Origin of the sequence: Microcystis sp. LE19-8.1F, from assembly GCF_027531715.1 — a bacterium.
GTDB classification, from domain to species: domain Bacteria; phylum Cyanobacteriota; class Cyanobacteriia; order Cyanobacteriales; family Microcystaceae; genus Microcystis; species Microcystis wesenbergii_A.
Window position 1 is genome coordinate 1 of the sequence record NZ_JAPZSO010000213.1, and the last position, 13,327, is coordinate 13,327.

At 46.1% G+C, this 13,327-nt stretch carries 10 protein-coding genes; 3 read left to right on the forward strand and 7 right to left on the reverse strand.

Translation table 11 applies throughout. The annotated features are described in order from the left end of the window. Positions 1–353 precede the first annotated feature (353 nt). Entirely contained in the window at positions 354–2,804 is a 2,451-nt protein-coding gene (locus O9334_RS19950; protein WP_288002067.1) for a transglycosylase domain-containing protein, read from the reverse strand. Here O9334_RS19950 and O9334_RS19955 point away from each other — a divergent pair. Then, complete coding sequence (locus tag O9334_RS19955; protein WP_288002068.1) at positions 2,790–2,939, forward strand: hypothetical protein; 150 nt, start codon at positions 2,790–2,792, stop codon at positions 2,937–2,939. The genes O9334_RS19950 and O9334_RS19955 overlap by 15 nt on opposite strands. Before the next feature lie 120 nt (positions 2,940–3,059). Here O9334_RS19955 and mreD read toward each other — a convergent pair whose 3' ends face one another. The 3 genes from mreD to O9334_RS19970 form a co-directional block, all read right to left on the reverse strand. Next, on the reverse strand, positions 3,060–3,641 hold the full coding sequence (gene mreD / locus O9334_RS19960) for a rod shape-determining protein MreD (RefSeq protein ID WP_288002072.1): 582 nt from the start codon (positions 3,639–3,641) through the stop codon (positions 3,060–3,062). Next, the gene (gene mreC / locus O9334_RS19965) at positions 3,608–4,357 is read right to left on the reverse strand and encodes a rod shape-determining protein MreC (protein ID WP_045357646.1); all 750 of its coding nucleotides are present in this window, start codon (positions 4,355–4,357) and stop codon (positions 3,608–3,610) included. The genes mreD and mreC overlap by 34 nt, the downstream gene beginning before the upstream one ends. Before the next feature lie 90 nt (positions 4,358–4,447). Next, positions 4,448–5,485, reverse strand: a complete 1,038-nt coding sequence (locus O9334_RS19970; protein ID WP_045357644.1) for a rod shape-determining protein — start codon at positions 5,483–5,485, stop codon at positions 4,448–4,450. 223 nt (positions 5,486–5,708) lie between these two features. Between O9334_RS19970 and O9334_RS19975 the strand changes: the two genes are divergently transcribed. Continuing rightward, positions 5,709–6,059 (forward strand): single-stranded DNA-binding protein, encoded by a 351-nt coding sequence (locus O9334_RS19975; RefSeq protein ID WP_045357641.1) that lies wholly within the window; start codon positions 5,709–5,711, stop codon positions 6,057–6,059. Between the two features lie 372 nt (positions 6,060–6,431). Here the strand turns inward: O9334_RS19975 and O9334_RS19980 are convergent, their stop codons facing one another. Continuing rightward, positions 6,432–7,241, reverse strand: a complete 810-nt coding sequence (locus O9334_RS19980) for an aminotransferase class IV (RefSeq protein ID WP_045357637.1) — start codon at positions 7,239–7,241, stop codon at positions 6,432–6,434. Between the two features lie 29 nt (positions 7,242–7,270). Here O9334_RS19980 and O9334_RS19985 point away from each other — a divergent pair, with 29 nt between their 5' ends. Beyond that, a complete protein-coding gene (locus O9334_RS19985) occupies positions 7,271–8,896 on the forward strand; it encodes an ArnT family glycosyltransferase (protein WP_190380800.1) in 1,626 nt (541 codons plus the stop codon). 400 nt (positions 8,897–9,296) lie between these two features. On the opposite strand, the gene gcvP is transcribed toward O9334_RS19985, so the two are convergent. Together gcvP and O9334_RS19995 are read right to left on the reverse strand one after the other, a co-directional pair. Further along, on the reverse strand, positions 9,297–12,284 hold the full coding sequence (gcvP, locus tag O9334_RS19990) for an aminomethyl-transferring glycine dehydrogenase (protein WP_190380802.1): 2,988 nt from the start codon (positions 12,282–12,284) through the stop codon (positions 9,297–9,299). 154 nt (positions 12,285–12,438) lie between these two features. Beyond that, positions 12,439–13,296 (reverse strand): glycosyltransferase, encoded by an 858-nt coding sequence (locus O9334_RS19995; protein WP_045357632.1) that lies wholly within the window; start codon positions 13,294–13,296, stop codon positions 12,439–12,441. Positions 13,297–13,327 lie beyond the last annotated feature (31 nt).

The following is a 13,327-nucleotide window of genomic DNA, read 5'->3' on the forward strand; positions in this document are numbered from 1 at the left end:
AGTAGGGTTGATTGATAGTAGGGTTGATTGATAGTAGGGTTGATTGATAGTAGGGTTGATTGATAGTAGGGTTGATTGATAGTAGGGTTGATTGATAGTAGGGTTGATTGATAGTAGGGTTGATTCATGAATCAACCCTACCCAAACCCCCCGTTGGGGTAGGGACGGCTGCTGATATATCTGTAATAAATCAAGAGTCACTCCCCTTGCAGGAGTGCCTCTCCTGATATGTAGCCTATACTCAACGGATGGCCGTATTATAGCGGTGCGAGAAATCCGATGGTTTTCCAAGATTTGGCCGAGCAGTTTGGGAAAGAAAACCCTCGCAGGATTTGCGGGGGTTTTTCGCCGATTCAGCGTCTCTCTGCCGGGGGTGCAGGAGGAGCCACATCGGGGGGAGGAGTTACCTGTAGGGGAACCGAACGAGTGTCGGGAGCTGCCACAGTGACGGGAACGGTAATCGGTTCGGCTGCTGGGGGGGCCGTATTTTCAGGACGAGGAGCAGCGGCACTGGTAGGAGCAGTGCTAGTACGCCGACGACTAGAACGGCGTTGGCTGGGTTCGCTAGTATTAGAACGGACGATAGTTTGCTCACGACTTACCCGAACCCGTCGCCGTCTGCGGATAGGTCCTTCGCTGGGGGAACCCTCATCGCTGCTGGCTAAACGATTGTTAGTAGTTTGGGTAAAGTAGGTACGTCGGGGTTTAATTGGTTCCGCTTTTAATGTCACTGGACGTTTGCCTAAATTCGGTTCTGGGAAACCTTGATAGGGAATGTCCTTAATTGCTCCTAACATAAATTGTCGCCACATCCAAGCGGACATGGTACTGGCTCCATTGGTGGGTTTATTATTGTCATTACCGAGCCAAATTCCCGTGACTAATTGGGGAATATAACCGACAAACCAAAGGTCGCGAGCCTTGTCAGAAGTGCCGGTTTTTCCTGCCACCGGACGACCAATTTGTGCGGGGGTTCCCGTTCCCGAATTAACCACATCTTGCAGCATCCAAGTCATCGTCGCTGCCGTGTTTTGATTGAGAGCAGTTTTCGGTTTAAAATTGGCTTGATAAATTACTTTACCATGGCGATCAAGTACCTGATTAATACCGTAAACTGGTTGATGCACACCATTATTAGCCAAAGTACCGTAGGCGCTGGTCAATTCTAAAAGATTGACTTCCGAAGCACCCAAAGCCAAAGAATAAGTGGGTAAAAGTTTCGACTGGATCCCCATATCTTGAGCTAATTTAATCACCGGATTCCAACCCACAGCCACTAACACCTGAACTGCCACCACATTCAGGGAAGAAGTCAAAGCATCGCGCATGGACACCTCGCGGCCGCTATACTTATCGCCGTAGTTTTCCGGTTTATAACCATCCACCACATACTGAGCATCTTTATAATTAGAATAGGGGGATTTCCCCGCCGCAATCGCCGCCGCATAGACAAAAGGCTTAAAAGTAGATCCTGGCTGACGTTTTGCTTGTGTCACCCGATTGAATTGATTCTTATCGTGGTCAATTCCCCCGACCATGGCCTTAATTTGTCCATTTTTGGGGTCAATTGCCACTAAAGCCGCCTGTTGGAAGTTCTGCCACTTGCCATAACGAGAAACCGCTCTTTCTACCACTTCCTCCGCTTCGCTTTGCCAACGAGGATTAAGGGTAGTTTTTACCACCAATCCCCCCGCTTCTAGGGTTTTAGCGGGAACCAGTTGCGGCAGTTCTTTTTCCACATAATCGGTAAAATAGGCCGCTTGCCGTTGCAGACGTTTTAGGGGACTGGTTTTAATGCCTAGGGGAGATGCGATCGCCAGTTGCGCTTGAGCCTTAGTAATAAATCCCACCTCGGCCATAGTTTTGAGGACGATATTACGCCGTTCTAGGGCAGATTTAGGGTTTTCGAGGGGAGAATAGAGACTAGGAGCGGGAACAATGCCAGCAAGGGTGGCAGCTTCGGCTAGAGTTAATTTATCGACGGGTTTACTGAAATATAACCAAGCGGCATCGGCAAGACCGTAGGCCCCGGAACCGAGATAAACTAGGTGAAAATAACGCTCTAAAATCTGGTCTTTTGTATATTTATCTTCTATTTTCTGAGCGATACGCATTTCGCGTAATTTGCGATCAAAGCTCCTTTCTTGGGATAAAAAGACAATCCGGGCCAATTGTTGGGTGATGGTGCTGCCTCCCTCCACCACTCCCCCGGCTCTCAGGTTAGAAAAGAGAGCGCGAGCAATACCCTGGCCATCAACTCCCCCGTGTTCGCGAAACCGGCGGTCTTCACTAGCGATAAAGGCCTCCTGTACCAGTTGAGGAACTTGGGCAATTTTCACAGTTTCGTAAGTGCTAGGGCCATTTTGCTTGAGGATTCCCCCATTAGCGGCTTGAATGGTTAGGGTGCCGGGACGAGTATATGTTTGTATATCGGCGATATTTTGCGGTAAAGAGCTTTCAAGGCGATAAATGCCCCAACCTACCCCCAAAAGTCCCCCTGTCACGCCTAATCCCAATCCCAAGTACAACCCAAAGCGGGGATGTTGTCGCCATTGCGGTAAGGGGGAATTGTCGATCAGGGTAGTAAATTTGTTTTTTAAGGGTTTTAACGTCTCTAGAGCCTTGTTACTGGTTCGGGAGACTAAATTGACCTTTTTTTCTTTGGAAGCGGCTTCTACTGGCTTTTCCCCCGCAACTGGCGCAGATTTGGAGTCGATAGGATCGACTTTAGGGGGTTGCTCGGAATTCTCTAATTTATTAGCAAGATTATGAAAAAATTGACTAAGTTTTTGTTTGTATTTCATGTTAATCGAGCGGGTGAGGGTGAGGGAGTGGGAAGTGGGGTGTGGGGGTGTGGGGTGTGGGGTGTGGGGTGTGGGGTGTTGGGGAAGTGGGGAGGTGGGGTGTGGGGTGTGGGGTGTGGGGTGTCGGAAGAGTAAATAGAAATAATCTCCTATCTCCTGTCTCCTGTCTCCCGTCTCCCGTCTCCTGACGACCGTCTCCTGTCTCCCGTCTCCCGTCTCCTGTATCCTGACGACCGTCTCCTGTCCCCTGACTCCTTAAAGATCGCTAAATTGTCGCCACCATTGCTGGAGAGGATAATAGACGAGGGGAGTCCAGAGACTACTAAGCAGAGCAGCAGTGAGGGCAATGCGTTGATAATCGAGCCAAAGATCGGCGAGATTTTTGCCTCCTTGTAGATAGTATTGAAAAGCGATGGCAGCGTCGGCAATTAAAGTCATAACAAAGACAATTAAGACCACGGCGATCAATTCTTCTTTAACATAACGTTGTCGGTGTAAACGGGAAGTGAGGAAGCCGATGAGACCAAAAACCATGATATGGGAAGGATAATTAGAGGTAAGACTATCTTGAATAGTGCCGAGCGCTAATCCGGCCACCACACTATCGAGACAAGAGCGATTGAGACTCCAACTAACCAACCAAATCAGTAACCAATTGGGAGCGATGCCTAAAATCTCCATACCGGGGAGCCGCATTAAGGAAAGAAAGGCACAGAGAAGCAGCGAAGCGATAGTGACTAAAATATTCAGGATAAAACGAGAACGGGCTGATAAACGGCTTAATTTCAGCATAATTCCCCCTCTCACTGCTGGGGTTGCGGGTGAACGAACACCCATTCGAGATTGTCCACGGTGGCGGTAAATTCAATTTTGGCGGTGGGGGCGGGATTTTCCTGTAAATTAAGGGAAATTATGCGACCGATGGGCAACCCCGGCCAAAAAAGACTACTAAAAGCCGAAGTTGTCACCACATCTCCCGGTTTGACATCGGGAGCTTTTTCAAAAAAGCGCAGGGTGGCGACTTGGGAATTCTGACCTTGAATCAAACCCATGGACCGACTACGATTTACCGTTGCTCCGATGCGACTTTGGGAATTACTGACCAATAAAACTTTGCTGGTGTGGGGAGTAACTTCCGTAATCCGTCCCACTAAACCGCCAATTCCCGTCACCGAAGCACCCACTGGCACACCATCGGCGCTACCGCGACCGATAATTACCTGTTGCCACCAATCATCGGCGCTGCGGCCAATAATTGGCGCAGAAATCAGGGGTTTTTTCTGGGTTTGATAATAACCAAGCTGTTTTTTTAATTGTTGATTTTGATATTCGACTTCACTTAAACGATTTTGTAATTCTCGCACCCGTTGATCGGCCAGAAGTTGCTCTTGCAGATTAGTTTCCTCTCCCTGAAAAGGACGAGTTAATAAACCATACAATTCTAAAATCGCCCCACTTTGATAGGTGCGAATGTACCAAGCTCCCCCCAAAGCGGCAGCGAGCAGAAACAGTCGCCATCCCTGCTGTGTCCATTTTCGTCGTGCTGAATACATGAGCGATTTAAAACCTCTTGACTGTGTAGAGTGAGAATCCGTCCATTTTTCCGCTGCTGATGGCTAACGGCTAACCGATCCTAGTGACCTTTAGACATTGCGAGTTGTTTCATTAACGATCCGCTCAAAGAGTTTCTGATTTTTTAACACTTCTCCCGTGCCTTTGACCACACAGCGCAGGGGATCTTCAGCGACATGGGTAACGATACCGGTTTCGTGACTGACTAGGCGATCGAGTCCCCGTAATAAAGCACCTCCTCCCGCTAACATGATGCCGCGATCAATAATATCAGCAGCTAATTCGGGGGGAGTTTTTTCTAGGGTACGTTTGATCGCATCAATGATCACGGAAAGTGGCTCATCCATACTTTCCCGCACTTCTTCCGCTTTTATGGTCACGGTGCGGGGTAAACCGGACATAAGATGCAATCCCCGCACTTCCAGAGGGGGAAATTCATCTCCGGGGGTGGGATAAGCGGAAGCAAGGCGAATTTTAATATCTTCGGCCGTACGTTCCCCGATAATCAGATTATGGACTTTTTTCAGATAAGCGATAATTGCTTCCGTCAGTTCATCCCCGGCCACACGCACCGATTCGCTGATCACTGTCCCATCGAGACTGAGAATCGCCACTTCCGTGGTGCCACCACCGATATCAATGATCATATTTCCCGTCGCTTCCGAGACGGGTAAACCGGCACCCAAGGCCGCAGCAACCGGTTCATCAATTAACCCCACTTCTCGCGAGCCGGCATTTTTGGCCGCATCCACCACCGCACGTCTTTCTACTCCAGTAATCCCACTGGGAACACCGATTACCATGCGGGGATTGCCAATCGTACCATCGAGCGCTCGTTTGATGAATTCCGCTAACATGATCTCGCAACTGTAAAAATCGGCGATTACCCCATCGCGCAGGGGTCGCAGAGCGGTGACATGGCCCGGAGTTCGACCGAGCATTTTTTTGGCCTCCTCCCCGACAGCGACCGGGTTACGATCTTGATCGATCGCCACTACCGATGGTTCCTCTAAAACGATGCCTTTCCCTGATACATAAACGAGGGTGTTTGCTGTCCCCAAGTCTATACCTATGTCCCTTGATAAGGCTAGACCTCTAAAAAAACGCACTTGTTTTCACTCCTGTTCTGATAACAACGTTACTATAGCTAGACTTTCGATCGAATCGACTTGGATTTTATTAGGTTTTGTTTCTCAAGTCTAGTTAATTATCGCTTCTTTCTCTCCGGATTTACGCAGGTCTTCGGCCTAATTTTCTGGCTGCCCACCGGTCAAGTCCAAGGTTTCGGGCTAAAATAAACATACTATTGTACTAAATTGAGGATTTAAGACCATGAGTTTAAATCTGGTTCATTTGGTGGGACGAGCGGGGAGAGACCCGGAAACGAAGTATTTCGAGTCCGGCAGTGTTAAGTGTACCTTCACTTTAGCGGTTAATCGTCGCTCTAAAAATAGCGATCAGCCGGATTGGTTCGATCTGGAAATTTGGGGCAAAACGGCGGAGGTGGCCGCTAATTATGTGAAAAAAGGCGGTTTAATCGGGATTAAAGGGTCTTTGAAAATGGATACCTGGAATGATAAAAACACGGGATTAGCTCGTTCTAAACCGGTAATTCTCGTCGATCAATTAGATTTACTCGGTTCTAAGCGCGATAGTGAGGCTAATTCCGAGCGAGAATTTTAAAGCTTGAGCGGCATTATTTCCAGATTTTGGATGTGTTAGCCTCTGGTAACACATCCTTATTAGACCTCTGGTAAAAATCAAAAATTGTTGTTAGGGTCAGGAGTCAGTAGTCAGGAGTCTCCGAGTCAGGAGTTAGGAGTTAGGAGTCTCCGAGTCAGGAGAATTAAGAATGAATAATAATCAATTAAGTAGCTGGTTATAATTAAATTGAAGATAGCTCCCCCCTTAATCCCCCCTTAATCCTCCCTTAATAAGGGGGGGATCTGACAATTTTTAACACCTACCTACTTAAATGGTATATTCACAGATTTTTGCCATTTAATCCTTATTTTTGCCGTTTTTGAATTATAAAAAATGAATTATGCAAGAGGTTTATTGATTCTCTAATTGACTGGAAAAATATTGCTGTAAATCTGGTAAAACTTCCCGATAAATAGCTGTATTTATCTCTAGATCACAGCCAAGAATAGAATTAAAAGGGATAATTTCCACCAGAGAATTACTATAAGCGATCGCTTGTAAAGTCCCGACAAATTCAGGGGTCCAGAGATTTTCTTGCAGGGAAATATTTTGTTTTTTTAACCAGCCGATCAAAGCCGAGCGCCCGATCCCGGGTAAAATATCAGCAGTAAGCAGGGGACTGTACCAGCAATTATCTTTCCATCCCCATAAATTGCCCGTGCTAGTTTCTAACCAATGACCGACTCGATCGACTAATATCGCTTCTTTTGCTCCTTTTTTTTGAGCAGTTTGTGCCGCTAACCAAGGGGTTAAATAATTACCAGTTTTATGTTCTCCTAAAACGCGTTGCCAAGCGGGATTATCTATTACCCACCCAATAATTCCCTGCTCTTGTCTAATGTTTAAATCTTCGGGTAAAAATCGGCCTTTAATCCACTCCCTACCATCGGGAAAAATTGTGATTCTCAGGACAGGATACAATAGGGATAATTTTTCGGCTCCTTGGCGAATTCGCTGCCAATCGGGAGCGGGCCAGTGGAAAACTTGTAAACTAGAGTGCAAACGTTCGAGATGCTCTTGCCAATGGGTTAGGGGATGATCTAAGCTTTGTTGATAGATACGCAGGGTAGTAAATATTGTGGCTCCATAAAGCAACCCAATATCATCAATACCCAGACTTATTCGCTCATTCTCGATTAATTCGCCATTATACCAATACATAATCAGTTAACTGTTTACTGACCTAGCTTATGAACCGTCAAAAATTTACTTGGGGATATTCTGGTTATAAATTGCGTCAGAGAGAAAATTTTAAAGAATTTCTGTGTTTACTGGGATTATTAATAGCGGCCTTAATTATCTATCTAGTGGGATTAGGTAATTTACCCTTGCGGGATTGGGATGAAGCGACCATTGCTCAGGTGGCCAAGGAAATTAGCCAAACCCCGCTGGAACAATTGCGCTGGTTATTTCCTAGTCTTTGGGGTGATCCCTACCTGAATAAACCGCCATTGATTCATAGTTTAATTGGTCTAACCTACCATTTCTGGGGCATCAATGAGGCCAATACTAGACTAATTCCCGCTTTTTTTACAGCTTTATCGGTGCCGCTTCTCTATCTTCTCGGTCGAGAAATTTTTCCGGCTCGTTTGCCAGCTTTACTGTCGGCCTTGATCTATTTAACTCTTTTGCCGGTGGTGCGCCATGGCCGTTTGGCCATGTTGGATGGAGCGGTATTGTGTTTTGAAATGCTGATGTTTGTTTGTTTACTGCGCTCACGGCGCGATTTACGCTGGTCTCTGGGGGCGGGGTTAGGATTTGCCCTCCTTTGTCTGACGAAGGGGATTATGGGGCTATTATTGGCGGGTATCGGCTTGATTTTTCTGCTCTGGGATACTCCTCGGTTGTTAACTTCTGTCTATTTTTGGTCGGGTTGGTTATTGGGAGCAACCCCCGCTTTTGCTTGGTATAGCGCCCAATTTTGGCACTACGAGCGGGAGTTCCTTGATTCCCTTTTTGTTCAACAGTTAAAGCGAGTTAGTGACGATCTGGACAATCATCGCGGCCCGTTTTGGTATTATCTGCTGGAAATTCTTAAATATAGTTGGCCCTGGTTAATTTTCTCGGTTTGGGGTTTACATTTAGCCCGTCAGGAATATCTCTACAGTTGGGCGAAGTTACTGTTAGTTTGGACGGGTGTTTATCTGTTGGTGGTTTCGGTAATGGCGACCAAGTTGCCTTGGTATATTCTGCCGATCTATCCGGCCTTGGCTTTAGCGGCCGGTTATGCCTTGGCGCAGCTGGGTAATCTTCCCATCGATCGCCCCTATCATCCAATCTGGTCAATTATTTTGGGTATTATCGGCTTTGTGGCGGGTTTATTAGCTTTAATGGCCTATTTCCCTGGTAATTTTGCCCCGATCGAACCTGTCCATCCTTTGATTCTGTTAACCTTATTGTCACTTTCCCTGACCATGGTGACAACGGCGATTTTGTTAGCCCGGCGCTCGGAACAATTCAGCGTGGTTTTGCTTTGGGGAATGTTGGTTTCTTTGTTTATTTTTGTTAATTCTCCCCTGTGGATCTGGGAATTAAATGAGAATTTCCCCGTCAAACCGGTGGCGAGTTTAGTGCAGAAATATGTGCCGGCCGATCACCCTGTTTATATTGCTTTTGCCTACGAGCGCCCCTCGTTAAATTTTTATAGTGGTCGTCGGGTTTTTCCCCTTGCTGCCGAAGAATTAATCAATCATTGGCAAAGTCACAAGCAACCTTACCTAATTATCGATCGTCAAACCAAAGAAGCTACTGATTTAGAAGGATTAAAGGCGATCGGATCCACGGATTCCGGTTGGTTTTTGGTGACGAAGCAGTAGTGAGGTTAATTGTTAATTGGGTGCATATCACATTGGCAAAAATACCGACAATCAGCAATTATCAGTGATACTAAATCTGTTGAGCATAGGTTACATATCAGGATAGGCAAGAGGCAAGAGGCAAAAGGCAAAAGAGGAAATAGATAATCAGTCTTTAATAACCGGATTTATAGCGGTTCTCGCATCTGTGCGGCACACTTAAACCTTTGCTGATTAAGCTGTTCAGGATCGGGAATGTACCTCTTGTGAATCAGAAACGCTATAGTATGACTCCCGACTGCTAACCCCAGGAAAAAGTTTTTCAGCAGCTCCTAGTTAATTTTAGAGGCCAAGTTCCGAAAAAGCAGAAAAAAGCGGGGTAATTTGCAACCACCCCACTAATATTATCAAGGAATTACGATTACTTATAAGCGTCCATACCCTCACAGGAACAAACCAGATTTCTGTCCCCGTAGGCATTATCAACCCGTCCCACTACCGGCCAGAATTTATAATCTTGTAGCCAAGAAAGCGGGTAAGCTGCCTGTTGACGGGAATAGGGACGACTCCAATCATCGGCAGTTAAAACTGCGGCTGTATGAGGGGCATTTTTCAAGGGATTATCGTGGGGATCCATGCTACCATTAGCGATCGCTTGTACCTCTTGATAGATAGTTAACAAAGCTTCACAAAAACGGTCTAATTCGCCCAAAGATTCGCTTTCCGTGGGTTCCACCATCATTGTACCAGCCACGGGCCAAGAAACCGTCGGTGCGTGGAAACCGAAATCCATCAAGCGTTTTGCCACATCTTCCACCTCGATGCCGGCCTGTTTTTTCAGGGGACGTAAATCGATCACGCACTCGTGGGCGACCGTTCCCGCGCTACCCTTAAATAAAACCGGATAGGCCGACTCCAGACGAAAAGCCATATAATTAGCGTTCAAAATTGCCACTTCTGTCGCTTTTTTCAAGCCTGCTGCCCCCATCATAGCGATATACATCCAAGAAATCACCAAAATGCTGGCACTACCCCAAGGCGCGGCCGAAATTGCGCCAATCGAGTCCTGATGCTTACCGTTAGCGGTTTCTGGGGATAATTTCGCCAAAACCAGGGAAACATCGGGCAGAAAAGGCACTAAATGGGATTTTACTCCGATTGGTCCCATACCGGGTCCGCCACCACCGTGGGGAATACAGAAAGTTTTATGGAGATTCAAGTGACAGACATCAGCGCCAAAATCCGCCGGACGACATAAACCCACCTGAGCATTCATATTCGCGCCATCCATATAGACTTGACCACCGTATTGATGAATCAAGGCGCAAATTTCGCTAATTCCCTGTTCAAAAACGCCGTGAGTGGAAGGATACGTCACCATCAAAGCCGCTAGATTATCCTGATGCTTCCGGGCCTTAGTTTTCAGGTCATCAATATCAATATTGCCCCGAGAATCGCAATTAACCGCCACTACTTTCATACCACACATAACGGCACTGGCAGGATTAGTCCCGTGAGCGGACTCAGGAATTAAGCAAATCTGACGATGACCTTGACCGCGACTTTCATGGTAGGCTCGGATCACCTGTAAACCGGCATACTCTCCCTGGGAACCGGCGTTAGGTTGTAGAGAAATGCCATCAAACCCGGTAATTTCCCCTAACCAAGTCTCTAACTGTTGAAAGAGAAGTTGATAGCCTTCTGCTTGGTCAATCGGAGCAAAAGGGTGTAATTTGCCGAATTCTGCCCAAGTTACCGGAATCATCTCCGCTACGGCATTGAGTTTCATCGTACAGGAACCGAGGGGAATCATGGAAGTATTTAAGGCTAGATCCTTTGTTTCCAGACGGTGCAGATATCTGAGTAATTCCGTTTCCGAGTGGTAACGATTGAACACCGGTTCGGTAAGATAGGCACTGGTACGGGTTAGATTAGCGGGTAATTCTAGACTAATTTTCTCGACTAATTCCGCCGTGGTAAAGGGCAATTCCTCGGTGGGGGCAAAAATTTGCCATAAATCCCACACATCCCTGAGACTGCTGGTTTCATCGAGACTAATTCCTAGATTATTCTCATCAAAATAACGCAGATTAATCTTATGGGTTTTTGCCTTGGCGAGGAGAGCCTTAACTCCCGTGGATACCGTAACTTTGAGCGTATCGAAGCACGGTTCTTTCCCCACCTGATAACCCAACTGTTTTAAACCAGTTGCCAATAAAGCGGTTAATTTCTGCACTCTTTGGGCGATTTTCTTGATTCCTTCCGGTCCGTGATACACGGCGTACATGGAAGCAATCACCGCTAGTAACACCTGTGCGGTACAAATATTACTGGTGGCTTTATCCCGGCGGATATGTTGTTCCCTGGTTTGCAAAGCTAAACGCAGTGCGGGTTTACCCTGACTATCCTTCGATACCCCGACAATGCGCCCCGGAATACTGCGTTTATAGGCATCTTTGGTGGCAAAATAGGCGGCATGGGGACCCCCATAACCCAAGGGAACCCCAAAGCGTTGACTGCTACCCACGGCAATATCAGCCCCCAATTCGCCGGGGGGAGTCAACAGGGCTAAACTGAGAATATCGGCGGCAACGGTGACTAACGCGCCATTTTGCTGCGCTTTGGCGATAAATTGCCGATAGTCATAAATTACGCCATCGGTGGCTGGATATTGTAATAATGCGCCAAAAATCGGCGTTTTAAAGTCAAAGAGACGATGATCATCGATAATAATGTCAATACCTAAAGGAATCGCTCTGGTTTTAACAACTTCAATTGTTTGGGGATGGCAACTACTAGAGATAAAGAAAGCATTGGCTTTAGTTTTGCACAGTCCGTAACTCATAGTCATCGCTTCTGCGGCTGCTGTTCCTTCATCGAGGAGGGAAGCGTTAGCAATTTCCAGACCGGTTAAGCTAGTGATGAGAGTTTGGAAGTTTAAGAGAGCTTCTAAGCGTCCTTGGGCGATTTCCGCTTGATAGGGAGTATAGGCGGTGTACCAACCCGGATTTTCTAAGATGTTGCGGAGAATTACCGGCGGGGTGATACAGTCATGGTAGCCCATGCCAATAAAGGAGCGAAATACCTGATTTTTGGAGGCAATAGCTTTTAATTGGGCAAGAGCGGCGTATTCACTCAAGGCAGGTGGTAGATTAAGGCTTTTTTGTAAACGAATTCCTGACGGGACAGTTTTAGCGATTAATTCCTCCACGGTAGCAACACCCAAAACCGCCAGCATTTTCTCGATTTCCGTCTCCGTCGGTCCAATGTGACGGTTAACAAAGCTATCGGTACAGTCTAGCAGGTCTTGCAGGTCAGCAGGAGCGAATTCCTCGGTTTTCTCGGCCGTAATTGACCTATTTAGCATATTAATCTCGGTTTCAACAATTACAAAAGTGCTGCGTTTCATCGCTAGGGGTGATTTTAACGCAACTTGTAAAATTTTTGTAATATTTGAAGCCATCAGCTAGATAAGCTGTCCGCGCCTTTAAATTGCTTGTTGAAATGAGGCAAGAGGCAAAGCACAAGGCAAATCCGCACCCCGTCAAGAAAAACTACGGGTTTCAACCTAGATGCGGTTTAGTGATAATTCTTTGACAATAGAGTTGAATTCCCTGTAACTTGGCTAGGGAGAATTTTGGTTTAATGGGAAGGATCAGTAAAGACATAAAACTCATCCGCAGCAAGCGATAAACAAGGATAGTTAAAGTCGTATGTTTTTCGAGACTGAGAAGATAACTATAGATATTATGAGTTAGTCTTAGATAACCATAGCGACGGGTGATAGAAGATGGTTCATGAATGATTTTAATCTGATTGGTAACAACGACTAAATAGCCTTGATTTGCGTATCTTCGGGAAAAATCAAAGTCTTCGTAGTAGAGAAAGTAATCGGTATCGAAATGGGGACAAGTGGAAAAATTCGAGAAATTAATTAATAAACTGCATCCCGTCACCCAGTCGGGAATAAGATAGGGTTTATCTCGATAGTCTAAGGATTCCTCTACTACGTTAATTGTGCCGATTTTGGCATTAAATTTTCCCCAACCAAACCATATTTTACCATCCGGTTCGTAAATTTCTGTACCAGCAATCGCAACTTCCGGATATTGCTGAAAAAATTTGCTTGCTTTCTCCAGAGAGTCCGGTAATAAGTAAGCGTCAGGATTAACTAACCAAACGATAGCTTCTCTGTCTTGTTGATAAATCCAATTAAGTCCCAGATTACATCCTTTCCCAAATCCTAAATTTTCCCCCGCTTCAATAATCTTGACTCTTTCAGCTGCTAGAGATTGGATATTTTTATCTTCAGTGGAATTGTTAACAATGATGAGAGTAGCAGATAAGTCATCGTTGAGGGAAGCGATTAAACGCTTAATTAATTCCGCGCAATTGTAGTTAACGGTCAATAGATAAATCATTACAGATAAAAGGTAGGAGTCACTGGCAATT

Coding starts and splice junctions, on each gene's coding strand:
- O9334_RS19950 (WP_288002067.1), bottom strand. CDS start 2,804: ATGAAATACAAACAAAAACTTAGTCAATTTTTTCATAATCTTGCTAAT.
- mreD (WP_288002072.1), bottom strand. CDS start 3,641: ATGGGTGTTCGTTCACCCGCAACCCCAGCAGTGAGAGGGGGAATTATG.
- mreC (WP_045357646.1), bottom strand. CDS start 4,357: ATGTATTCAGCACGACGAAAATGGACACAGCAGGGATGGCGACTGTTT.
- O9334_RS19975 (WP_045357641.1), top strand. CDS start 5,709: ATGAGTTTAAATCTGGTTCATTTGGTGGGACGAGCGGGGAGAGACCCG.
- O9334_RS19980 (WP_045357637.1), bottom strand. CDS start 7,241: ATGTATTGGTATAATGGCGAATTAATCGAGAATGAGCGAATAAGTCTG.
- O9334_RS19985 (WP_190380800.1), top strand. CDS start 7,271: ATGAACCGTCAAAAATTTACTTGGGGATATTCTGGTTATAAATTGCGT.
- gcvP (WP_190380802.1), bottom strand. CDS start 12,284: ATGAAACGCAGCACTTTTGTAATTGTTGAAACCGAGATTAATATGCTA.
- O9334_RS19995 (WP_045357632.1), bottom strand. CDS start 13,296: ATGATTTATCTATTGACCGTTAACTACAATTGCGCGGAATTAATTAAG.